This is a genomic window from Bradyrhizobium sp. UFLA06-06 (assembly GCF_054820065.1).
This window is the reverse complement of the sequence record NZ_JADFUD010000002.1, coordinates 17,467-37,077: the sequence shown is the minus strand read 5'-3', so window position 1 is coordinate 37,077 and position 19,611 is coordinate 17,467. Positions and strand designations below refer to the sequence as shown.

Annotated in this window: 23 protein-coding genes; 17 read left to right on the top strand and 6 right to left on the bottom strand. The window is 66.0% G+C overall.

Annotation, left to right across the window (positions count from 1 at the left end; translation table 11 throughout):
• Positions 1-53 precede the first annotated feature (53 nt).
• Together IF803_RS01995 and IF803_RS01990 are read left to right on the top strand one after the other, a co-directional pair.
• Positions 54-1,019: a GlxA family transcriptional regulator gene (locus tag IF803_RS01995; RefSeq protein WP_461191089.1), complete on the top strand. Its 966-nt coding sequence runs from the start codon at positions 54-56 to the stop codon at positions 1,017-1,019.
• An 86-nt stretch (positions 1,020-1,105) separates the two neighbouring features.
• Positions 1,106-1,672 carry a histidine phosphatase family protein gene (locus tag IF803_RS01990; RefSeq protein WP_461191088.1) on the top strand — a complete coding sequence of 189 codons (567 nt, stop codon included), beginning with the start codon at positions 1,106-1,108 and terminating at the stop codon, positions 1,670-1,672.
• 21 nt (positions 1,673-1,693) lie between these two features.
• Here the strand turns inward: IF803_RS01990 and IF803_RS01985 are convergent, their stop codons facing one another.
• Positions 1,694-2,047 (bottom strand): MmcQ/YjbR family DNA-binding protein, encoded by a 354-nt coding sequence (locus tag IF803_RS01985; protein ID WP_461191224.1) that lies wholly within the window; start codon positions 2,045-2,047, stop codon positions 1,694-1,696.
• A 191-nt stretch (positions 2,048-2,238) separates the two neighbouring features.
• Between IF803_RS01985 and IF803_RS01980 the strand changes: the two genes are divergently transcribed.
• From IF803_RS01980 to IF803_RS01955, 6 genes are all read left to right on the top strand, one after another.
• Complete coding sequence (locus IF803_RS01980) at positions 2,239-2,871, top strand: PadR family transcriptional regulator (protein WP_461191087.1); 633 nt, start codon at positions 2,239-2,241, stop codon at positions 2,869-2,871.
• 26 nt (positions 2,872-2,897) lie between these two features.
• The gene (locus IF803_RS01975) at positions 2,898-3,542 is read left to right on the top strand and encodes an O-methyltransferase (protein ID WP_461191086.1); all 645 of its coding nucleotides are present in this window, start codon (positions 2,898-2,900) and stop codon (positions 3,540-3,542) included.
• Positions 3,543-3,651: 109 nt separating this feature from the next.
• On the top strand, positions 3,652-4,347 hold the full coding sequence (locus tag IF803_RS01970; protein ID WP_461191085.1) for a GNAT family N-acetyltransferase: 696 nt from the start codon (positions 3,652-3,654) through the stop codon (positions 4,345-4,347).
• 100 nt (positions 4,348-4,447) lie between these two features.
• On the top strand, positions 4,448-5,323 hold the full coding sequence (hchA, locus tag IF803_RS01965; RefSeq protein ID WP_461191084.1) for a glyoxalase III HchA: 876 nt from the start codon (positions 4,448-4,450) through the stop codon (positions 5,321-5,323).
• A gap of 154 nt (positions 5,324-5,477) precedes the next feature.
• Positions 5,478-5,942 carry an autoinducer binding domain-containing protein gene (locus IF803_RS01960; protein ID WP_461191083.1) on the top strand — a complete coding sequence of 155 codons (465 nt, stop codon included), beginning with the start codon at positions 5,478-5,480 and terminating at the stop codon, positions 5,940-5,942.
• Entirely contained in the window at positions 5,942-6,166 is a 225-nt protein-coding gene (locus IF803_RS01955; protein WP_461191082.1) for a response regulator transcription factor, read from the top strand. Before IF803_RS01960 ends, IF803_RS01955 begins: the two co-directional genes overlap by 1 nt.
• A 48-nt stretch (positions 6,167-6,214) precedes the next feature.
• Here the strand turns inward: IF803_RS01955 and IF803_RS01950 are convergent, their stop codons facing one another.
• Positions 6,215-7,156 carry a LysR family transcriptional regulator gene (locus IF803_RS01950; protein WP_259243987.1) on the bottom strand — a complete coding sequence of 314 codons (942 nt, stop codon included), beginning with the start codon at positions 7,154-7,156 and terminating at the stop codon, positions 6,215-6,217.
• A gap of 97 nt (positions 7,157-7,253) precedes the next feature.
• On the opposite strand from IF803_RS01950, the gene IF803_RS01945 reads away from it, so the two are divergent.
• Both IF803_RS01945 and IF803_RS01940 read left to right on the top strand, forming a co-directional pair.
• Complete coding sequence (locus IF803_RS01945; RefSeq protein ID WP_461191081.1) at positions 7,254-8,477, top strand: MFS transporter; 1,224 nt, start codon at positions 7,254-7,256, stop codon at positions 8,475-8,477.
• A gap of 62 nt (positions 8,478-8,539) precedes the next feature.
• Entirely contained in the window at positions 8,540-8,884 is a 345-nt protein-coding gene (locus tag IF803_RS01940) for a Lin0512 family protein (protein ID WP_038375046.1), read from the top strand.
• Positions 8,885-8,916: 32 nt separating this feature from the next.
• Here the strand turns inward: IF803_RS01940 and IF803_RS01935 are convergent, their stop codons facing one another.
• Positions 8,917-9,798 (bottom strand): SDR family oxidoreductase, encoded by an 882-nt coding sequence (locus IF803_RS01935; protein ID WP_461191080.1) that lies wholly within the window; start codon positions 9,796-9,798, stop codon positions 8,917-8,919.
• A gap of 79 nt (positions 9,799-9,877) precedes the next feature.
• Here IF803_RS01935 and IF803_RS01930 point away from each other — a divergent pair, with 79 nt between their 5' ends.
• Entirely contained in the window at positions 9,878-10,582 is a 705-nt protein-coding gene (locus IF803_RS01930) for a glutathione S-transferase family protein (RefSeq protein ID WP_461191079.1), read from the top strand.
• Here IF803_RS01930 and IF803_RS01925 read toward each other — a convergent pair.
• The gene (locus IF803_RS01925) at positions 10,579-11,133 is read right to left on the bottom strand and encodes a disulfide bond formation protein B (RefSeq protein WP_461191078.1); all 555 of its coding nucleotides are present in this window, start codon (positions 11,131-11,133) and stop codon (positions 10,579-10,581) included. The genes IF803_RS01930 and IF803_RS01925 overlap by 4 nt on opposite strands.
• A gap of 8 nt (positions 11,134-11,141) precedes the next feature.
• Positions 11,142-11,300, bottom strand: coding sequence for a DUF5993 family protein (locus IF803_RS01920; protein WP_196238255.1), 159 nt, complete (start codon positions 11,298-11,300; stop codon positions 11,142-11,144).
• Positions 11,301-11,440: 140 nt separating this feature from the next.
• On the opposite strand from IF803_RS01920, the gene IF803_RS01915 reads away from it, so the two are divergent.
• From IF803_RS01915 to IF803_RS01900, 4 genes are all read left to right on the top strand, one after another.
• A complete protein-coding gene (locus IF803_RS01915) occupies positions 11,441-12,769 on the top strand; it encodes a dicarboxylate/amino acid:cation symporter (RefSeq protein ID WP_028344753.1) in 1,329 nt (442 codons plus the stop codon).
• A gap of 416 nt (positions 12,770-13,185) precedes the next feature.
• Positions 13,186-13,830 (top strand): glutathione S-transferase family protein, encoded by a 645-nt coding sequence (locus IF803_RS01910; RefSeq protein ID WP_461191077.1) that lies wholly within the window; start codon positions 13,186-13,188, stop codon positions 13,828-13,830.
• A 284-nt stretch (positions 13,831-14,114) separates the two neighbouring features.
• Positions 14,115-14,924 carry a phosphotransferase gene (locus IF803_RS01905; RefSeq protein WP_461191076.1) on the top strand — a complete coding sequence of 270 codons (810 nt, stop codon included), beginning with the start codon at positions 14,115-14,117 and terminating at the stop codon, positions 14,922-14,924.
• Between the two features lie 173 nt (positions 14,925-15,097).
• Complete coding sequence (locus IF803_RS01900) at positions 15,098-15,910, top strand: aminoglycoside phosphotransferase family protein (RefSeq protein WP_461191075.1); 813 nt, start codon at positions 15,098-15,100, stop codon at positions 15,908-15,910.
• A 126-nt stretch (positions 15,911-16,036) separates the two neighbouring features.
• On the opposite strand, the gene IF803_RS01895 is transcribed toward IF803_RS01900, so the two are convergent.
• Complete coding sequence (locus IF803_RS01895) at positions 16,037-17,590, bottom strand: winged helix-turn-helix domain-containing tetratricopeptide repeat protein (RefSeq protein WP_461191074.1); 1,554 nt, start codon at positions 17,588-17,590, stop codon at positions 16,037-16,039.
• 163 nt (positions 17,591-17,753) lie between these two features.
• Here IF803_RS01895 and IF803_RS01890 point away from each other — a divergent pair, with 163 nt between their 5' ends.
• Both IF803_RS01890 and IF803_RS01885 read left to right on the top strand, forming a co-directional pair.
• Positions 17,754-18,794 (top strand): alpha/beta fold hydrolase, encoded by a 1,041-nt coding sequence (locus tag IF803_RS01890; RefSeq protein WP_461191073.1) that lies wholly within the window; start codon positions 17,754-17,756, stop codon positions 18,792-18,794.
• Positions 18,795-18,814: 20 nt separating this feature from the next.
• Positions 18,815-19,324 (top strand): cytochrome P460 family protein, encoded by a 510-nt coding sequence (locus tag IF803_RS01885; RefSeq protein ID WP_461191072.1) that lies wholly within the window; start codon positions 18,815-18,817, stop codon positions 19,322-19,324.
• Positions 19,325-19,611 lie beyond the last annotated feature (287 nt).

Genomic DNA, 19,611 nt, shown 5'->3' with positions numbered 1-19,611 from the left:
CGCCGGATCGGGCCAACCAGACGTCGTTTCGCGCCAGCGGGCAGGGAGAAGGTATGGCGGTTCAGAGGGTCGCGATCGCGATTCACGAAGGGGTTCAGGCGCTCGACGTCGCGGGTCCCGTCGACGTGTTCGCGGAGACGAACGGCTTTGTGCCGGCGGGCGATGGCTATGAGACCGTGCTGGTCGGGGCCGGCTGCGAACCGCTGCGCGCGTCGAACGGCATGAAGATATCGGCCGACCTCAGCTTCGCCGAGGCACAGGAGAAGGTCGATATCCTGCTCGTCGCCGGCGGGCCGGCATTGCCCGACGCCGCGCCGGACCCCGAACTGACGCGGTGGCTGCGCGGGGCGCCCGCGCGCGCCGCGCTCTACGGTTCGATCTGCACCGGCGCCTTCGCGCTCGGCCATGCCGGGCTGCTCGACGGCCACAAGGTGACGACGCATTGGCAGAATGCGCAGCGGCTGGCGGCGCGCTTTCCAGCGGCCGAGGTGATCTTCGACCGCATCTACATTCGCGACGGACATCTGATGACCTCGGCCGGCGTGACCGCGGGGATCGATCTCGGGCTCGCGCTGGTCGCCGAGCGGCACGGGCCGCAGGTTGCGGTCGCGGTGGCCAAGCGGCTGGTCGTGGTGGCGCAGCGCCAGGGCGGGCAGTCGCAATTCAGTCCCTATCTCACCGCGCCGGTCGATGAGGATTCGCCGATTGCGCGCGCGCAGGCGCATGTCATGCAGCATGTCGGCGAGCGTCACACGCTGCTGTCGCTGGCGGAGGCCGTCGGCATGAGCGTGCGGAATTTCGGCCGCGCCTTTGCGCAGGAGACCGGCATCACGCCGCACGAATTCGTCGAGCGGGCGCGGGTCGACGCCGCGCGCCGGCTGCTCGAGGGCTCAGACCGGCCGCTGAAGGCGGTTGCTTTCGACTGCGGCTTCGGCTCGGCCGACCGGATGCGGATCGTGTTCAGCGAGCGGCTCGGCGTGTCCCCCGCGCAGTACCGCGCGAGTTTTCGCAAATTGTGACGCCGTTCATGACGCCGGCGCTTCATTAGGGATAGGATCGACGGCGCCGCCGTTTCCCGCCGCACATGTTCTCCCGCGAGGCCGCCATGGACGCGCTCACGCTCTTCATCATCCGTCACGCCGAAAAGCCTGATGATGGCTGGCCGGGGCCCGGCTTCGCCGCGGACGGTGTGTCCGATACCGAGTCGCTTGTCCTCCGCGGCTGGCAGCGCGCCGGCGCTTGGGCTGCATTGTTTGGCACCGACCTCGCCAAGGGCGACTATGCCAAGCCTGACGCGATCTATGCCGCGACGCCCGGCACCACGCCCAACCGGGGCCCGAGCAGCCGTCCCGCCGAGACGATCTCGGCGCTGGCGGCGCGTCTTGGCGCGACGCCCAACGAAGATTTCGGCAAAGGTCATGAACCGGCGCTGATCAAGGCGCTGCTGGCGCTCAATGGCGTCGTGCTGCTGTGCTGGGAGCACAAGGCTATCATCGCCGACGTCCTTCCGTTGATACCAGTCAGCAGGGGCAAGCCGCCCACCAAATGGGACGCCAGCCGGTTCGACGTCGTGCTGCGCTTCCATCGCGCCAAGGGCGAAGACAAGTTCACCTTCAAGGAGCTGTTTCCGAAATTGCTGTCGGGCGATTCCGACAAGCCGCTGGACGGCTAAATAGCGTCGCAGCTTGGCCGATCAGCCGAGCCCGAGCGCCTTGCGCGACTTCCGCGTCAGCTTTTCGACGATGAGCGCATGCGCTTGGTCGAGATAGGCCTTGAGCTCCGCATCGGGCAGGGCGTCGTTCCTCACCAGTTGCACCCATGTGGCGCGCGCCAGATACGGCGCGGGCCGCGCCAGGCTCTGCTCGATCAGCAGTTGGTAGGCCATGTTCGAGGTCTTGAACATGAAGCCGCCGGTGCTCTCGATGTAGCCGCCGGCCAGCGCGAACATCTTGCCGCCGACCTTGAACACCGACGTGCCTTCCCATTGCACCACCTTGGTGGCGGCGGGCAGGCGCAGGCAATGGGCTTCGAAGGTCTTGGGACGCATGAGTCGCAGGGCTGGAAGGCGTTCAAAGCCATAGGCCAGCCGCATGAAGGTCGGCAAGCCCCGGACTGAGCCCGGCCAGCCCTCGGCCAGCACCAGCCGCCGCTTCGTCCCCGACGTCTCACGAAAACGTGGGTTGCCCCGTTGCATCTGTAGATATATCGTAAGATATGTTTTCAGTAAGGAGCGCACAAATGAGACGATCGATGTTTCGCGACCGGGACGACGACGGATTCCGGTTTGGGTTTTTCGCCATGGGCCGGCACGGCAGGGGCGGCCACCGCTTTGGCCGCGGCGGCCATGGCTTTTTCGGGCGAGGTGGCGGCGGTGACTTTCCGGGATCGCGGCGGCTTTCGTCGCAGGATCTGCAACTGGTCATCCTCGCGCTGCTCGGCGAGCAGCCGGCACACGGCTACGAGCTGATCAAGCGGATCGAAGAGCGGTCGGACGGCTTCTACAGCCCGAGCCCGGGCGTGATCTATCCGGCGCTGACATTCCTCGAGGAGATCGGCCATGCCAGCGTCACCCAGGACGCGGCGCGCAAGCTCTACAGCATCACCGAGCAGGGCAGGGCGTATCTCGCCGAGAACCGCGCGACCGCAGACACCATTCTCGAGGCGCTGTCGCGGATCGGCCGCCGCATGGAGGAAGTGCGCGAAGCCTTCGCCGGCGTGAGCGATCTCGATGGCGAGGCGTCCGACGAGGTGCACCGCGCCCGTCACGCGCTGAAGAGCGCGCTGCGCCAGAAGCGCGGCTGCGATGCCGCCGAGGCGCGGCGGATCGCAAAGATCCTCGACCGCGCGGCCGCCGAGATCCTGCAGCAATGACGCCGTCGCAGCAAAGGAGACCCTTCATGTACAACGCCGAACCGCACAGCGCGATCCGTGATGCGCGCGTCACGGCCGTCATCGAGCGCCTGCAGACCACCCGCCGGGCGCCGGTGCGCGGCAACCCGATGCAGAGCGGCAGCCGCGACCCGCACGACTATGTCGAGCAGGGATTCTCGATCCACCCGGAGCAGGGCGAGCTGATCTATCTGTTGTGCCGCGGCTTGCGCGCCAAACGCGTCGCCGAGTTCGCGACCTCGGTCGGAATGTCGACGCTCTATTTCGCCGCCGCGATGCGCGACAATGGCGGCGGCACCGTGATCGGGTCGGAGATCGTGCCGGCCAAGGTCGCAGCGGCGAAGCGCAATCTCGCAGACGCCGGCCTTGCCGATTACGCCGACATCCGCGAGGGCGATGCGCGCAAGACGCTGCGCGATCTCGGCGGTCCCGTCGACTTCATCCTGATCGACGGCTGGCCGGGCGACAAGGGGCCGACGCTGGCGCGTCAGGTGATCGAGATCGTCGCGCCGCAGCTGCGCGTCGGCGGCTATGTCATGAACGACAATGCCGAGGCGGATTTCCTGGAGTTCGTGCGCGATCCCGACAATGGCTTCGTGTCGATCACGCTGCCGCTCAAGGGTGGCACCGAGCTCTCCCTGAAGGTGGCGTAGCGGGGGTTCGCCTGCTGGCGTGATTGTGAGCCGCAACCACAACACGCCATGCTGGATTTTGCCGGCGCTTCTTGCTCTGCTCCAAAAAAAATCAGGAGCGAAGCGCCGCATGTCCGAAGCCCCGCCGATTCATCCGCTCGATCGCCCAATCTGGAGCGCGCTGACCACGAGACAACGCGAGCTGGCGGAAGGCGGCGCTGACGCGCGCCGCTTTCCTCTCGCGATCGCACCCTTCGCCGACATGGTCGACATGTCGCCAAAGAGCTTTGCCGCGCTCGGTGCGCTGCTGGCGGGACCTGAGATCGCGGTGCTGTTCACGCCCGATCCTGTCCCGGTGCCGCCGGAGTTCAAGGTGCTGCTGGCCGAGACCGGCGAGCAGATGATCGGCGCGCCCCCTGACCATTCTGTGCCCGGCGTCGAGATCGTCACGCTCGGCGCTGCCGACGTTCCCGCGATGATGGCGTTGACGGAGCTGACAAAGCCCGGACCGTTCAGTGCGCGGACGCATGAGCTCGGCAACTTTTTCGGCATCCGCATCAATGGCGAACTGGTCGCGATGACCGGCGAACGGATGAAGCCGGGGAACTACACCGAGATGACCGCCGTCTGCGTGCATCCGGAGCATCGCGGCCGCGGCTACGCGCAGGCGCTGCTGTCGGCGGTCGCCCGCCAGATCGTGGCGCGCGACGAAATTCCATTCCTGCACGTCTTCACCAGCAACGTCTCGGCGATCGCGCTCTATCGCCGCCAGGGCATGGAGATCCGCCGCCGCCTGCACATCACGGTGTTGCAGAAACAGGGATAGGGATGCTCGGCAAACTGGGTTGAGGGAAATCCCTCATTCCTCATCGCCGATCTCGTGCTTACCTTTGCCGGATCGCAACACGATGAGAGAGGATATCTCGATGTCCGAGCAATCCCAGGACAAGCGTCCCGTAGCCGATCCGGCGGAGAACAACGCTTTCTTTCCGTCGCCTTTCTCGCTTGGGCAATTCACCTCGGCCAAGTCGGATCTCTCCGGCGCGGACTATCCCAACGCCTACAGGGGTGGCCGCTGGAAAATTCTGATGATCGCCGCGGACGAGCGCTATCTGCTGTTGCAGAACGGAACGATGTTCTCGACCGGCAACCATCCCGTCGAGACCTTGTTGCCGATGTATCACCTCGACAAGGCGGGCTTCGAATTCGACATCGCGACCGTGTCGGGCAATCCCGTCAAATTCGAGCTCTGGGCGTTTCCGAAGGAGGACGACGCGGTCAAGAGCATCTACCAGAAATATCTCGCCAGGCTGAAGCAGCCACTGAAGCTCTCCGACGTGATCGAAAAAAAGCTCGGCAAGGATTCCGACTATATCGCGGTGTTCATTCCCGGCGGCCATGGTGCGCTGATCGGCTTGCCCGAAAGCACCGACGTGAAGGCCACCCTGAAATGGGCGCTCGACAACGACAAGCACATCATCTCGCTTTGCCATGGCCCGGCGGCGCTGCTGGCGTCCGCGGTCGGCGAAGCCAAGGGCAACTATCCCTTCAAGGGCTACAAGATCTGTGCATTTCCCGACGCCATCGATCGGACGACGCCTGATATCGGCTACATGCCGGGCGCGCTGACCTGGGCCTTCGGCGAACAGTTGCAGGCGCTCGGCGTCGAGATCCTGAACAAGGACATCACCGGCAAGACCCATCAGGATCGCAAGCTGATCACCGGTGACAGCCCGTTCGCCGCCAACAATGTCGGCAAGGCGGCCGCAAAGGCTCTGCTCGATACGCTCGGCGGGCGCTGAGCGGTCGGCGGCTCGACCTCCGGGCGGCGCGAACCTCGCCGCGCCTCCGGCGGCGGGCCAATGTCGCGCGCCTTGCAGGCCGACCTCGCTTGAGGGAAAATCCTCAACGCGCTGGGCCGCGCCTCCGGCCTCCCGCAAGACACGATGGCACCGCATGGACCGCTACATCGAAGCCGTGGTTGCGATCGAGGGTAGCGGAAGTTTGCCCGCGATCCAGGCGGCGGTGCGGTCTGCGAGCGTTCCGCTCGGCTACGACCGGTTCGTGATGTTCTCGGCGTCGCCGGCACGTGATGACCTGGTTGACCGGATCTACTGGGTCGAAGGCGACTGGTTCGGAAGGGGCGTGACGGTCGATGCCGAAACCTATGTCCGGCATTGCCCGGTGACGCGCAATTTTCTCAATGTGGACGAGGCGTTTTTCTGGACCAAGGTGATGTCGGCGCGCGGAGAGAAGTACCGTGTGGTGCGCACGCCGCGCGGGCCCGGTTTCCACGGACTGCAGGTTCCGGTGTTCGGGCGCACCGGCCTTGAAGGCGCGATGAGCTTCGCCGGGACGCGGATCGATGCGTCACCGCGGACGCGTGCGGCGCAGCGGCCTTCCGCGCCGCCCGCGGGCTGATGGAAGCGCACGAGCCGAACGGTGCGTCGAGCCTGTCGCCGCGCGAGCGCGAGGTGCTGCGCTGGATCTCCGCCGGACGGCGCCAGGCCGACATCGCGGCATCGCTCGGCCTGTCGGAACGCACGGTCGAGAACCATTTGCGGCGCGCGCGGCTTCGGCTCGGTGTCGCCACGACCGCGCAAGCCATCCGGCTCGCGATCCGCAGCGGCGAGATCGAGGACTGAGACGCTTGCGGTCGGCCGCCACAGAGCCCGGCGAGCGATCGCTGCGGCTCAATGTCTCTTCGCCGTCTTCGCCCTGACCTTCGGCGTATGCGTTCCCGCAGCGATCCGCGTCAACGCGTCCGCGAACGCGCGTGCGGCGGGACCGAGCGGTTCATCGAGCCGGTGGGCGAGATAGGCCTCCATTGCAAGCGCGGCGTTGCGGCCGAGCGCGCCGGTTTCGACCCGCACAAGGCGGCGCTCCTTCAGGTCGCGCGCCACCTGCCAGAGCGGCAGCCGGCCCCAGCCGAGCCCGGCCAGGATCATGGCGTGCTTGGTGTCCTGATTGCTCACTCTGCAAATCTGCGGCGAGAGCACGCCGAAGCTGCGGCCTTCCGACAGCGGGGTTGGATCCGACAGCACGATCTGCAGATGATCGGCGAGATCCGCCACGCTCTTGCGGCCGCGGCGCGCGAGCGGATGGCTTGCGGAGGCGACGGCGACGATCTGCACCGCGCAGATCGCATCGAGCGCGAGGCGGGGATCGCGAAAATCCTCACCGACCGTGACCGCGAGCGCGCTGCGCCGTTCGGTCAAGCCGGTGATCGGACCGCCCATCGGTTCGACCGCGAGCCGCACGCTGACGGACGGATAGGCCGCCCGCATTTCCGTCAGCGCCGCGCCGACCGCGGCGATCGGAAACAGCGTGTCGACGACGAGCGAGAGTTCCGATTCCACCCCGTCGCCCAGGCCGCGCGCCCGGGCCCGCATCGCGTCGACACGGAGCAGCAGATCGCGCGCGTTGCCCAGCAGTGCCGTGCCCTCGGCCGTCAGCGCCGGGCGATGGCTGGAGCGGTCGAACAGCGTGAGGCCGAGCTCGGCCTCGAGGTTGGCGATGGCATGGCTGACCGCGGATTGCACCCGCGCCAGCTTGGCCGCGGCGGCGCGAAAGCTGCCGCTCTCGGCGATGGCGACAAAGGTGCGGATCTGATCGAGCGTGAGGTTATCGAGCATGATCTATGAAATCGATCAATTGGATGCAAAACTATCACTCCTGTCGATGGTCGGGAAACGCTATCTCTATGCCCTGAGCCAGGGGCGGAGTGGACGCATGACGATCGAGACGGCCGTGATGCAGCCGAGCGAGGCGAAGCGATGGGCCACGGTCGCCATCGTGATCGGTTGCGGTATCGGCGCGGCGCTGCAGGTCGGCAAGGTTCCGATTGCCGCCTCGATGCTGCAACAGAGCCTCGGCATCGACCTTGCCACGGTCGGAACGATCGCCGGCATCTTTGCGGTCCTGGGGCTTGTCGGCAGCGTGCCGGCGGGCGTGGTGATCGCCGCGGTTGGCGCGCGCAGGGTGCTGCTGTGCGGCCTTGCGGCCATCACGCTGGGGGCGGCCTCGGGCGCGCTCGCGCCACAGCTCGCGGTGCTATTGGCATCGCGCCTGCTGGAAGGGCTCGGCTTCCTGCTGGTGATGGTCGCGGCTCCTGCGTTGCTCGATCGTGTCGTCGATGTCAGCGCGCGTGACGTCACCATGGCGGTGTGGAGCTGCGTGATGCCGTTCGGGATCGCGCTGGCGCTGGTCGCCGGCCCGATCTTCGATGGCTGGCGCGCGATCTGGTGGGCCAGCGCTGCCTTTGTCGCTGTGCTGTTGATCCTTGCGAGCCTCATCGCGCCTGAAGTGGCATCGCGGACCGGTGCGGCGCGGAGTGGTCTGATGCAGGAAGCCACCGCGCTGGCGCGGCGCCGCACCCCGGCGCTTCTGATGGTGCTGTTTGCGCTCTACAGCCTGATGTTCTTTGCGTTGTTCAGCTTCCTGCCGATCCTGTTGTCCGAGCGGCTCGGCGTGTCCAGCCAAGGCGCCGGCGCGCTCAGTGCATTGGCCGCGGCCGGCAACGTCGTCGGCAATCTCGCCGCCGGTCATCTGCTGGCGCGCGGCGTCAGCCGCAACCTGCTGATCGCCGTGGCGGCATTCGTGATGGGCGCGTCCGCGCTCGGAATTTTCCTGCCGGCGCTCGGCGGGTGGGGAGCATTCTGGCTGTGCCTGCTGTTCTCCGCGATCGGCGGCCTGATCCCGGCGACGTTGCTTGCAACCGCACCCGCCGCAGCGCGTTCGGCGGCGATGGTGCCGGTCATGATGGGCCTGTTGATGACGGGCAGCAATTTCGGCCAGGTCACCGGTCCGATCGCGGTCGGCGCTGTGGTCTCGGCATGGGGCTGGGGCGCGGCTTGCGCGATGGTGGTGGCCGCGGCGATCCTTGCCAGTCTCGCTGCGTGGATGTTGGCGCGCGGCGATCACAAGCGCGTAAGCGAGGCGACGGACCCGGCTTGACGCCGCGCGCGCAGGGGCCGAAGGAGTGAAGGTCTCTCACGCCAACGACAACAGGAACCTTCATGACACGCGTGCGCTGTATCACCGAAATGGGCATGGGCGTCGACGTCCACGGCCGCGACGCCACCAAGGCCGCCAAGCGGGCCGTCTCGGATGCCATCCGCCATTCCAGCCTCGGCTTCTTCCGCATGCTCGGCAAGACCGCCAACGACATGTTCGTCGACGTCACGATCGCCGTGCCGAATCCCGAAGATGTCGATACCGCAGCGGTCGCGAAGGAATTGCCCTATGGCACCAAGACCGTGAAGGCGATCGCGGGCGGGCTTGAGATTGCGTCCGATCTCGGCAACGACCCGATCCTGATCGCGAACGCCGCCGTCATCGTCAGCTTCGACGACGGCAAGTGACGGAAGCGCGTCAGGCGATCGGCATGCATACGCTATTCGCCGCCTCTGAAATAGTCGGGCTTGCCGGTCGTCCACGTCTCGCCCCAATGCTGGCCGCCGCCGTCGACGGTCAGCGTTTCGCCGGTGATGAACTTGCCGGAGGGCGCGGCGAGGTAGACGGCGGCCTCCGCAATGTCCCAGGGCGTGCCCGGGCGCATCATCGGATTGGAGCGCGGATAGGCGGCGCGTGCCGCTTCGCTGTAGACGTTCCAGCCCTCGGTCTCGATCGCGCCCGGCGCGATGCAGTTGATGCGGATGTTCAGCGGCGCCCATTCGACCGCGAGCGCGCGCGACAGGCCGATCACACCGGAGCGTGCCGCGATCGAGTGCGCAATCCCGTAGAGGCCGTGCGTCGTGACCACGACGATGTTGACGATGCTGCCGGGATGCTTGCGGTCGCGCCAGCGCTGCGCCGCGGCCTGCATCATGTACCAGGTACCGTTGAGGTTGGTGTTGATGACCGCATTCCAGCCCTTGATCGAGACGTCGATCGCGGGTTGCGGGAACTGGCCGCCGGCGCTGTTGACGAGATGATCGACACGGCCGTGCTCGGTCCACAGCGCCTCGAACATCGCATTGACCGCGTCGGGATCCTTGATGTCGGCGACATGCGCGGACGCCTTGAGCCCGCGATGGCCGAGACGATCGACCAGTGCGTCGAGCCTGTCGGCATTGCGGCCGGCGACCACGATATGCGCGCCGAGCCGGGCGAACAGCCACGCGATGGCGCGGCCGATACCGCCTGCGCCGCCGGACACCACGACCACCTGACCGGCGAGCGCATCGGCCGCGAACACGGTCGGGTGCGTTGCGAGTTCGTCGTCGGAGAGGCCAAGCGTTGCGCTCGTTGTTGCGCCTGTCTGTTGATCGTTCATGGCCGGTTGCAGACCTTGCGGCTTTCACTGAGCTCCGTACATTAGCCGTCCAACAACAACCCTGCAAAGAATGTCTGATATGACCGACTTGTCTGCCTTTCCCATCACAAAACGCTGGCCCGCCCAGCATCCGGACCGCCTGCAGCTCTATTCGTTGCCGACGCCGAACGGCGTGAAGGTCTCGATCATGCTGGAGGAGATCGGGCTGCCCTACGAGGTCCATCTCGTCGACTTCAACAGGGATGACCAGAAGACGCCGGAGTTCCTGTCGCTGAACCCGAACGGCAAGATCCCGGCGATCCTCGATCCCAACGGTCCGGGCGGCAAGCCGCTGCCATTGTTCGAATCCGGCGCCATCCTGCAATATCTCGCCGACAAGACCGGCAAGCTGTTGCCGGTGGACGTCGCGCGCCGCTATCAGGCCATCCAGTGGGTGCATTTCCAGATGGGCGGCATCGGGCCGATGTTCGGCCAGGTCGGGTTCTTCCACAAATTCGCCGGCAAGGATTACGAGGACAAGCGGCCGTTGCAGCGCTACATCGCCGAGTCCAAGCGCCTGCTCGGCGTGATGGAGACGCATCTCGCCGGACGGCAGTGGTTCATGGACGATGAATACAGCATCGCCGACATCTCGATGCTCGGCTGGGTGCGCAACCTGATCGGCTTCTACGGCGCGCGCGAGCTCGTCGAATTCGACCAGTTCACGCAGGTCGCGGCCTGGCTGGAGCGCGGTCTCAAGCGGCCGGCGGTGGAGCGCGGCTTGAATATTCCGAAGCGCCCCTAACGCGCCGACGTCAGCAGCTCATAGACGACGGGATTGTCGGCACAGGCGGCAAAGCCGCACTCGAGCAGGGTGGATAGCACATTCAGCGCCGTCAGCCCGATCACCAGCCACACCGCACCTTGCGCGAACCTGCCGGGCGAGTTGCCCGGCGCCGCGCGGTGCTCGAACTGGCGGTCGAACAGCAGCATCGCCGCGAGCAGCACGATCGCGGCGACGAAGCCGATCAGCGCCCACGTATAATAGTGATAGCCGAGCAGCGCCGAGCCGTAACCGGCATCGCCGGGGAGGATGTGCAGCAACACCTGCCGGGTCGAGACCGTGGCGCCGAGAACGGCCGTCAGCAGCGACAACGCATAATGACTTGGCCGTGGCCCGAAGCGGATATTGAGGATCGGCCCGATCGCCAGCAGGGCGAACAGGATGCGCTGCAACAGACAGAGCGGGCAGGGCACCTCGTGGAGCAGCAGCTGCGCGGCAAAGGCGGCGGCCAGCACCAGCGCCAGCCCATAGAGCGCGACGGCATTGAGGGTGACGGCCTGCGTGTCGTTCATGGCCGGCCTCAGAACGACAAGGTGAGACGGTCGGTGGCGTGGTGCAGCAAGGTCGCGGCGCAGGCGATCAGGATCACCGCGAACAGGCCGATCGCGACGGGGCGTGGGCCACGCCAGGCCACCAGCATGGCGATGGTGATGGCGAGAAACAATGCAGTGAATTCCATTCCCAGCCTCCCGATGCGAGCCGGCCGCAGTCTATGACAGATTCGTGTGCACTCGCGACGCCACGAATGGGCATTGTCGCTTGCGCGCGGCTCCGCCAAGATGGCATCACCAGTTGAGTTCATCCTAGCCGGGGCATCTCATGACCACAGCCGCGATCAAGCCCGTTGCCCGTCCCCATCATCAGCCCTGGTACAAGATCCTCTACGTCCAGGTGCTGATCGCAATCGTGGCAGGTGTCCTGATCGGATATTTCTATCCGAATCTCGGCAAGGAATTGAAGCCGCTGGGCGACGGCTTCATCGCACTGATCAAGATGATGATCGCGCCGGTCATCTTCTGCACCGTGGTGCACGGCATCTCCTCGATGGGCGATCTCAAGCGCGTCGGCCGGGTCGGGTTGAAGACGCTGATCTATTTCGAGGCGGTGTCGACGGTGGCGCTTGCGGTCGGTCTTCTGGTCGGCGAGCTGCTGCAGCCCGGCCACGGCTTCAACATCGATCCTTCCACGATCGATCCGAAATCGGTCTCCAACTACGTCACGCAGGCCAAAGAGCAGGGCATCGTCGCCCATCTGATGGCGATCATTCCGGACAGCTATCTCGGCGCGGTCGCGCGCGGCGACCTGTTGCAGGTGCTGCTGATCTCGATCCTCTCGGGCTTCGCCATCGCTCTCATGGGCAAGGTCGGCGAGCCGATTGCGTCCGCGATCGACACGGCCGCCAAGATGTTCTTCGGCATCATCCGGATCATCGTCCGCGTCGCGCCGCTCGGCGCATTCGGCGCGATGGCCTTCACGGTCGGCGCCTACGGTCTCGGCTCGCTGTTGAATCTGGCGGCGCTGATCGCGACCTTCTATCTCACCAGCATCCTGTTCGTGCTGATCGTGCTGGGCGCCATCGCACGGCTCGCCGGCTTCTCGATCATCCGCTTCATCGCCTACATCAAGGACGAGCTCCTGATCGTGCTCGGCACATCGTCGTCGGAGACGGTGCTGCCGCAGATGATCCAGAAGATGGAGCATCTCGGCGCCTCGCGCTCGGTGGTCGGCCTCGTGGTGCCGACCGGCTACAGCTTCAATCTCGACGGCACCAACATCTACATGACGTTGGCGACGCTGTTCCTGGCGCAGGCCACCAACACGCATCTGACGATCTGGCAGGAGCTCGGCATTCTGGGCATTGCCATGATCACCTCGAAGGGCGCTTCCGGCGTCACCGGCGCGGGCTTCATCACGCTCGCCGCGACGCTGTCGATCGTGCCCGACATTCCGATCCAGTCGATCGCGATCCTGGTCGGCATCGACAAGTTCATGAGCGAGTGCCGCGCGCTCACCAACCTGATCGGCAACGGCGTCGCCTGCGTCGTGATCAGCCTGTCGGAGGGCGAGCTCGACAAGCAGGCGCTGCACGAGACGATGGCGCATCCGCTCGAGCTCGGCGAGGCGCTGGAGCCGGGCGGCTCCGGATAGAGCAATATGAAGTGGTGGGGCCGTCGCAGGGGACGCTGCCAAAATATCGAAAACAACCCCATGCAAAGTAGCCGGCGGCGGCCGGCGTTCGAGCAGGCAACTTGACACGTCGGGCAACTCAGGGGTATTCTTCTAATATTCCGAAATTGCGCAAGTGTCGCTTCGTCCCAAGGCTGTCGCATATGGCATTTGCGGGCTTCTGCAACTGACGCTTCCACGTCGCGGGCGGGAGAGGGAACGCGTCTTGTTCGCGGCCGCAGCCTGGGTCGTGAACCCATAAAGTCGGAAGCGTGCGCACGGTAGGATGACGACTATGCGCCAAGCCTTGAGCAAATGATGCGCCATCGATCGTCCGTTGCGCGACCGGCTTACCTCTGCGAGTTCGTACATCCAGCCCAATCCAGGAACGCTTAACTATGCTCACCGTCTATGGCGAAGGTCGTGGCTTCCGTGTTGTCTGGCTGCTCGAGGAATTGGGATTGGCTTATCGGCTGCGCCCGGTCGATCTGCTCGCAGCCGGCGGGGTTGATCGCGATTTCCTCGCGATCAACCCCGCCGGCTTCATTCCTGCACTGCAGGACGGCGAGACGATCATGGTCGAATCGATCGCGATTCTTGAGTACCTGCTCGCCCGCCACGGCTCAGGTTCGGTTGCCGTCGCCCCGGACGATCCCGCCTTCGCTTCCTATCTGCAATTTCTCCACTTGGGCGAGGCCGGGCTCGCCGGGCCGATGAACGCCGTCATTGTCGGTCGCCAACTGGCGCCCGAAGCCGAGCGAGATGCCCGGGTTACCTGCTGGGCTCTCGAGACCTTCGAGAGCCGGCTGGGGTTGGTTATCCGCCGTCTCGCGGATTGCCCCTATCTCGCCGGTGACCGATTCACGACTGCCGATATCTCGGTGAGCTACGCCCTCCTGCTCGGCATGCGAACCGGCAACTACGTCCCCGGTCCGACCGAGCGGGACTATCTCGCTCGCACGACGGCACGCCCCGCCTATGTCCGAGCGATGGAAAGCTGCGAGGCCACCAAGGCTTGGGCGGCGAGATCGCCGGGATTGTAGTGCTCGCTTCAATCCGGCTGTGGCTCCGCCCTTGCGAGTCTACTGCCTGGGCCGTGTATTCATTAGGCAGCTGGCGCCTGATGTCCGCTTGCCCCCCCAACAGCGGCGGAAAAGCGGACATCTCCCGAGATCGCCGAAGGGCCGCAACCGGACTTGGGACCATTTAGCGGAGTGCACGAGGTCTCTGCAGGTTGAAACGCGATCACCGTGTCCGGCGGCCCCGCGACGGGAGGGGTTCCTCTTTGCTCGCCGCCGGTGTTTCCTCTGCACGGCGGAGAACGGGCATGCGGGGATCGCTGGGAGAGAAGATCGGCCAAGGCGTCTTCGCTGATGTCCACGCCTGGGCACCCGGTCAGGTCGTCAAGTTGTCCAAGCCAGGTATCCCGCAGTGGGTTGTCCGGCATGAGACGCAAATGACCCGGGCGGTCTTCGCCGCCGGCGGCCCAGCGCCGGAGGTGCTCGGCGAAGTCACCCTGGACGGCCGCTTTGGCATCGTGCTGCCGCGGTTCGATGGGCCGACCCTGACGCAGGCTACGCGCACCGGCGCCATCACGCGTGAACAAGCGGGCGCAATCCTTGCGACGCTCTGCCTTGCCGTTCACAAGACGCGACCGCCGCCGGATGCACTCTCGCTGCGCGAGGCGATGGACGCCAGATTGCGGTTCGGCGGCAGCGTGCTTCCGGAGCGCATCACCACCGGCGTCCTCGCGCTGATCGAGCACCTCGCGCCCGATGACGTGCTGTGCCATTCCGATCTTCACCCCGGCAACGTGATTATGACGGCGCAGGGTCCGAGACTGATCGACTGGCTCGGCGCGGCTCGTGCGCCCGCCGCCTACGAGATTGCACAGTGCCATGTCCTGATTGCCGAGCTTGACCCGGAACACGCCGACGATCCGGAGCGGGCCACGGTCAATTCGGTTCTGCAGGCGGAGTATGCGCGGCTGGCCGGGATAGCTCCTGCGGCGCTAACGGCGGCGATGCAGCCCTATTTGCCGATCGTCCGCGTCTTCCTCCTGCTCGGCGGGGCCATGCCTGACATGCGGGAGCGGCTGATCCAGCGCGTCGAGGCGGCCCTGCGCTCGGCGGGGTGATTACTCTCGGTTATCCCGTCTACGCGCTGCGCCGGGCCAACATACGCGCTCGGCCGCCGAAGCTTCAGCGAAGGCGGCATGTCCGGCCATAGCCGTTCGAAGAACGGCGTCGCTTCGCACCGCCCATGACGAATGACCATAGGGTGAGGGTCACAGCAACACGGGGGCTAAAGATGCAGGGATCGCTGGGGGAAAAGATCGGTGAAGGCGCCTACTCCGAAGCCTACGCCTGGGCGCCGGGGCAAGTCGTCAAACTGTTCAAGCCCGGCTTGCCGCGGCGGATGCCCTGGTTCGAGGTGCGCATGATCCGCGCCGTCCACGCCGTCGGCGCGCCGGTGCCGGAGGTGTTCGGCGAGGTGACCCTGGACGGACGGTTCGGCATCGTGCTGCGTCGCCTCGACGGACCGACCCTGCTGCAGCTAACGCGAACCGGCGTGGTGACGTTCGAACAGGCCGGCGCGATCATCGCGGCTCTTGCCATGTCCATTCACAAGACGCCCCTGCCGCCGGAGGTCCTCTCCATGCGCGAGTATATGGAGGCTCAGTTGGGGCACGACGACGGCAAGCTCCCGAAGCACATCGCTACTGAAATCCTCGCGCTGATCGATCGCTTGCCGCCGGGCGACGGGCTTTGCCATACCGACCTGAGCCCCGGTAACGTGATCATGACAGCGGAAGGCCCAAAGCTGGTCGACTGGGTCAGCGCGATGTGCGGGCCCGCCGTCCTCGAGCTTGGGTTCTTGCGCGTGATCCTGTCCGAGCTCGGGCCGGAAGTCGCCGACAATCCGGAGCGGCCGCGCGCGACCAATGCGGCGGCGCAATCCGAATATGCTCGGCTGGCCGGCATGTCTCTCGCGGAGCTAACGGCGGCAATGGAGCCGTATTTACCCATCGTCCGCACCTTCGCCGTTCTCGGCAACGCGGTGCCTTCGCTGCGGGAGCGGCTGATCCAGCGTATCGAAGCGGCTCTGCGCTCGGAAGACTGAATTGTTTTGGTCGCCCGCGCGAGCGCTACGAACTCTCCGATGAGGAATGGACTGCCATCACGCCGATGTTGCCAACCAAGCCGCGCCGTATCACGGGTGAATGGTCGTCGCGTCCTCCGCGCGGCGTCAGTCGGGGACGCCGGCCGCCTTCAGCGTCTCGCGGTAGGTCGCGGACATCGATTCCACGGGAAACGGGATCCGCGACAGGAAGCCGGAGATCGTGAACTCCGGGTCGATCTTGAGCAGCTCGCGCGCGATCTGGGCCGCGCGCGCGGTGTCGCCGGTCTTGACCAGCGCCACGATCAGGACGCGCAGCGCCACCGCGAAGCGGCGGTTCTGCGCCAGCGCCTTGTCGGCCCACATCACCGCCTCAGTGAAATTCTGGTCGAGCACCGCGCAGATCGCCAGCGCCGCGGCGGCGAACCAGCCGCGCGGGTCGCGCGGGTTCAGCCGTTGCGCACGCTCGATCATGGCGCGGCCGGCTTTCTGATTGCCGCGCATCGCCTCGATCCAGCCGCCGAGCACCAGCGCCATCGCCGAGTTCGGATTGATCGCAAGCGAGCGCTCGAACAGGTCGCGCGCGGGCTCGATCTCGTCGGCCATGTTCCAGATCGCGAACGCAGCCATCCACAGCACCTGCGGGTCACCGGGCGCGAGCTCGACCGCGCGCCAGGCCTGCGCGACTGCGCGTTCGCGGTAGGCATCGTTCGGCTTCAGCCAGCCCTGGACATGGCGCATCGCATGACAATAGGCCGAGGCCGCCAGCGCGGGCGCGTAGGTGGGGTCGAGCGCCAGCGCCTGATCGAGGCAATCGAGTGCCGCTGCCATGCTCTCGGGCGTGAACTCGTATCGCAGGCTATAGGCGCGCAGCAGCAGATCGTAGGCGTCGAGCCTGTCGGGCGGCGCTGCCCGCACCCGCTCGGCTTCCGCGACGAGCAGGGTCGGCTCGATCGCGCCGACCACGTTCTCGGTGATGCGGTCCTGCAGGTCGAACACGTCGGTGGCGGCGCCATCGAAGCGGTCGGCCCACAGATGTGCGCCGGAGACGGCGTCGATCAGCTGCCCGGTGATGCGCAGCCGATCGCCGCCGCGGCGGACGCTGCCCTCGAGCACATAGCCGACGCCGAGATCGCGGCCGACCTGGCGGATATCGACCGCCTTGCCCTTGTAGGTGAAGGCGGAGTTACGCGCGATCACGGTGAGGCGGCTGCAACGCGCGAGCGCGGTGGTGATGTCCTCGGCGATTCCGTCGGCGAAATAATCCTGTTCGGGATCGCCGCTCATATTGGTGAAGGGCAGCACCGCGATCGACGGGCCCTCGCTCGGCCGCGGCGGGCTGGCATTGTCTGCAACCGGACGATCGGGCGCGGTGTCCTCCCTGACATCGCCGACAAAGCGGAGACCCTTGCGGGGCAGGGTGCGGATCAGCCGCTGCTCCTCGCCATTGTCGCCGATCGCGGTCCGCGCGGCATTGATCCGGCTCGACAGCGTCGCTTCCGAGACGATCCGGCCGTGCCAGACCGCGGCCAGCACCTCGTCGCGGCTGACCACCCGATCGCGGGCGCGGATCAGGAACTCGATGAGGTCGAAGACCTGCGGCTCGACGGCCACCAGGGCGTCGCCACGGCGCAGCTCACGGCGCTCGGAATCGAGGGTCAAGTCGTTGAAATGGTAGGTCAAATCGAAAAGTCCAGCGGCCGGCGGCTGAATCGGTGGCGGAACCTAGCACAGGCGGCCCGGAGCCAAAATCACGACGGTCTGAAGGACAAATCCACGTCCTCTGAAAGCGGACAGGGGCGGTCTCTGCAATATTCCATCCCGACACCAGACGCAGGAGATCGCCATGTCGCAGTCCATAAATCAGCAACGCCGCCGCTTCCTTGGCATCGCCGGCGGGATCCTTGCCGCTTCCAGGCTCGGCTTCATCGGTTCGGCTCAGGCCCAGTCCAAGCCAGCGCTGCCTGCGATCAAGGCCGGCGCCCACACCTCGATCGGTCCCGTCAAGCAGATCAATGCCGGCGTGCTTGATACCGGTTATGTCGAGATGGGTCCTGCGTCCGGTCCCGCGGTGATCCTGCTGCACGGCTGGCCCTACGACATCCACAGCTATGCCGACGTCGCGCCGGCGCTGGCCGAGGCCGGCTACCGCGTGATCGTGCCGCATCTGCGCGGCTATGGCACGACGCGCTTCCTCTCCAGCGACACGATGCGCAGCGGCCAGCCGGTCGCGGTCGCCGCCGACATCATCGCGCTGATGGACGCGTTGAAGATCGAGAAGGCTGTGCTCGGCGGCTATGATTGGGGCGCGCGCACCGCCAATATCATGGCGGCGCTCTGGCCCGAGCGCTGCAAGGCCATGGTGTCGGTGAGCGGCTATCTGATCGGCAGCCAGGCGGCCGGCAAGATGCCGCTGCCGCCGAAGGCCGAGCTGCAATGGTGGTACCAGTTCTATTTCGCGACCGAGCGCGGCCGCGAGGGCTATGCCAAGAACCGGCACGATTTTAACAAGCTGATCTGGCAGCTGGCGTCGCCGCAGTGGAAGTTCGATGACGCCACCTACGACCGCAGCGCGGCGGCCTTCGAGAATCCTGATCACGTCGATATCGTGATCCATAATTACCGCTGGCGGCTTGGTCTCGCCGAGGGCGAGGCGAAGTACGACGCGTTCGAGAAGACGCTCGCCCAGGCGCCTGTCATCGCGATCCCGACCATTACGATGGAGGGCGATGCCAACGGTGCGCCGCATCCGGAGCCCGCGGCCTATGCCAAGAAATTCTCCGGCCACTATGAGCATCGGCTCCTGACCGGCGGCATCGGTCACAATCTGCCGCAGGAAGCGCCGCAGGCCTTCACCCAGGCCATCATCGACGTCAGCAAGGTCTGAGACAGAGCGGATCACGGATCATGAGACAGGTCTTGAAATGGGCAGCTGCCGCGATCGCGGCAGCCTGCATCAGCGCGGCATTGCCGTTTGCCGTCGGGCATGCCGACGATGCGGCACTGGCGTCGCCGATCTTCGGCGTGAAGATTCCTGACGGCTATCGCGACTGGAAGCTGATCGCGGTCGGCGAGGAGACCGGACTCGACGAGCTTCGCAGCGTGCTCGGCAACGCGACCGCCGTGAAGGCCTATCAGGACGGCGCCGCGCGTTTCCCCGACGGCACCGTGCTGGTCAAGCTGGCCTGGAAGCGCAAGCCGGTTGCAGGCCTCGACGGCGCCTTCATCACGGGGCCCGCGACCACGGTCCAGGTGATGGTCAAGGACGCCGCCAAATATGCCGCGACCGGAGGCTGGGGTTTTGGCCGCTTCATCGCCGGCAAGCCGGTCGACACCGCGCAGCACGAGACGTGTTTCGCCTGTCATGAGGCACACGCGAGCGATCACGATTTCGTCTTTACACACTACGCGCACTGAGTGCGATCAACCGCCCTCATCGTCGTCCTGGCGAAAGCCAGGACCCATTACCCCAAATCTCAGTCATTGCGCGACGCTGGGGCCGCGATCCCATTCACAATCAACTGCGGTGGTTATGGGTCCTGGCTTTCGCCAGGACGACGGCGGTGTTTCTGGCGAGCGCCATGCACTGATCACGGAGATGCCGCGGCGTACTGGGTCCCCCGGTCGAGCCGGGGGACGACACCGAGTATGGCACTACGCCTTCTTCACGTCCTCGCGGCGCGGTCTGATCTGGCGTTGCCGTT

Excerpts from the sequence above, each read along its gene's own strand:
- IF803_RS01955 (WP_461191082.1), top strand. The coding sequence starts at position 5,942 with ATGGAAGCGCACGAGCCGAACGGTGCGTCGAGCCTGTCGCCGCGCGAG.
- IF803_RS01890 (WP_461191073.1), top strand. The coding sequence starts at position 17,754 with ATGTCGCAGTCCATAAATCAGCAACGCCGCCGCTTCCTTGGCATCGCC.
- IF803_RS01945 (WP_461191081.1), top strand. The coding sequence starts at position 7,254 with ATGACGATCGAGACGGCCGTGATGCAGCCGAGCGAGGCGAAGCGATGG.
- IF803_RS01915 (WP_028344753.1), top strand. The coding sequence starts at position 11,441 with ATGACCACAGCCGCGATCAAGCCCGTTGCCCGTCCCCATCATCAGCCC.
- IF803_RS01910 (WP_461191077.1), top strand. The coding sequence starts at position 13,186 with ATGCTCACCGTCTATGGCGAAGGTCGTGGCTTCCGTGTTGTCTGGCTG.
- IF803_RS01975 (WP_461191086.1), top strand. The coding sequence starts at position 2,898 with ATGTACAACGCCGAACCGCACAGCGCGATCCGTGATGCGCGCGTCACG.
- IF803_RS01920 (WP_196238255.1), bottom strand. The coding sequence starts at position 11,300 with ATGGAATTCACTGCATTGTTTCTCGCCATCACCATCGCCATGCTGGTG.
- IF803_RS01950 (WP_259243987.1), bottom strand. The coding sequence starts at position 7,156 with ATGCTCGATAACCTCACGCTCGATCAGATCCGCACCTTTGTCGCCATC.
- IF803_RS01940 (WP_038375046.1), top strand. The coding sequence starts at position 8,540 with ATGACACGCGTGCGCTGTATCACCGAAATGGGCATGGGCGTCGACGTC.
- IF803_RS01995 (WP_461191089.1), top strand. The coding sequence starts at position 54 with ATGGCGGTTCAGAGGGTCGCGATCGCGATTCACGAAGGGGTTCAGGCG.
- IF803_RS01960 (WP_461191083.1), top strand. The coding sequence starts at position 5,478 with ATGGACCGCTACATCGAAGCCGTGGTTGCGATCGAGGGTAGCGGAAGT.
- IF803_RS01900 (WP_461191075.1), top strand. The coding sequence starts at position 15,098 with ATGCAGGGATCGCTGGGGGAAAAGATCGGTGAAGGCGCCTACTCCGAA.
- IF803_RS01990 (WP_461191088.1), top strand. The coding sequence starts at position 1,106 with ATGGACGCGCTCACGCTCTTCATCATCCGTCACGCCGAAAAGCCTGAT.
- IF803_RS01905 (WP_461191076.1), top strand. The coding sequence starts at position 14,115 with ATGCGGGGATCGCTGGGAGAGAAGATCGGCCAAGGCGTCTTCGCTGAT.
- IF803_RS01970 (WP_461191085.1), top strand. The coding sequence starts at position 3,652 with ATGTCCGAAGCCCCGCCGATTCATCCGCTCGATCGCCCAATCTGGAGC.
- IF803_RS01980 (WP_461191087.1), top strand. The coding sequence starts at position 2,239 with ATGAGACGATCGATGTTTCGCGACCGGGACGACGACGGATTCCGGTTT.
- hchA (WP_461191084.1), top strand. The coding sequence starts at position 4,448 with ATGTCCGAGCAATCCCAGGACAAGCGTCCCGTAGCCGATCCGGCGGAG.
- IF803_RS01925 (WP_461191078.1), bottom strand. The coding sequence starts at position 11,133 with ATGAACGACACGCAGGCCGTCACCCTCAATGCCGTCGCGCTCTATGGG.
- IF803_RS01885 (WP_461191072.1), top strand. The coding sequence starts at position 18,815 with ATGAGACAGGTCTTGAAATGGGCAGCTGCCGCGATCGCGGCAGCCTGC.
- IF803_RS01930 (WP_461191079.1), top strand. The coding sequence starts at position 9,878 with ATGACCGACTTGTCTGCCTTTCCCATCACAAAACGCTGGCCCGCCCAG.
- IF803_RS01935 (WP_461191080.1), bottom strand. The coding sequence starts at position 9,798 with ATGAACGATCAACAGACAGGCGCAACAACGAGCGCAACGCTTGGCCTC.
- IF803_RS01985 (WP_461191224.1), bottom strand. The coding sequence starts at position 2,047 with ATGCGTCCCAAGACCTTCGAAGCCCATTGCCTGCGCCTGCCCGCCGCC.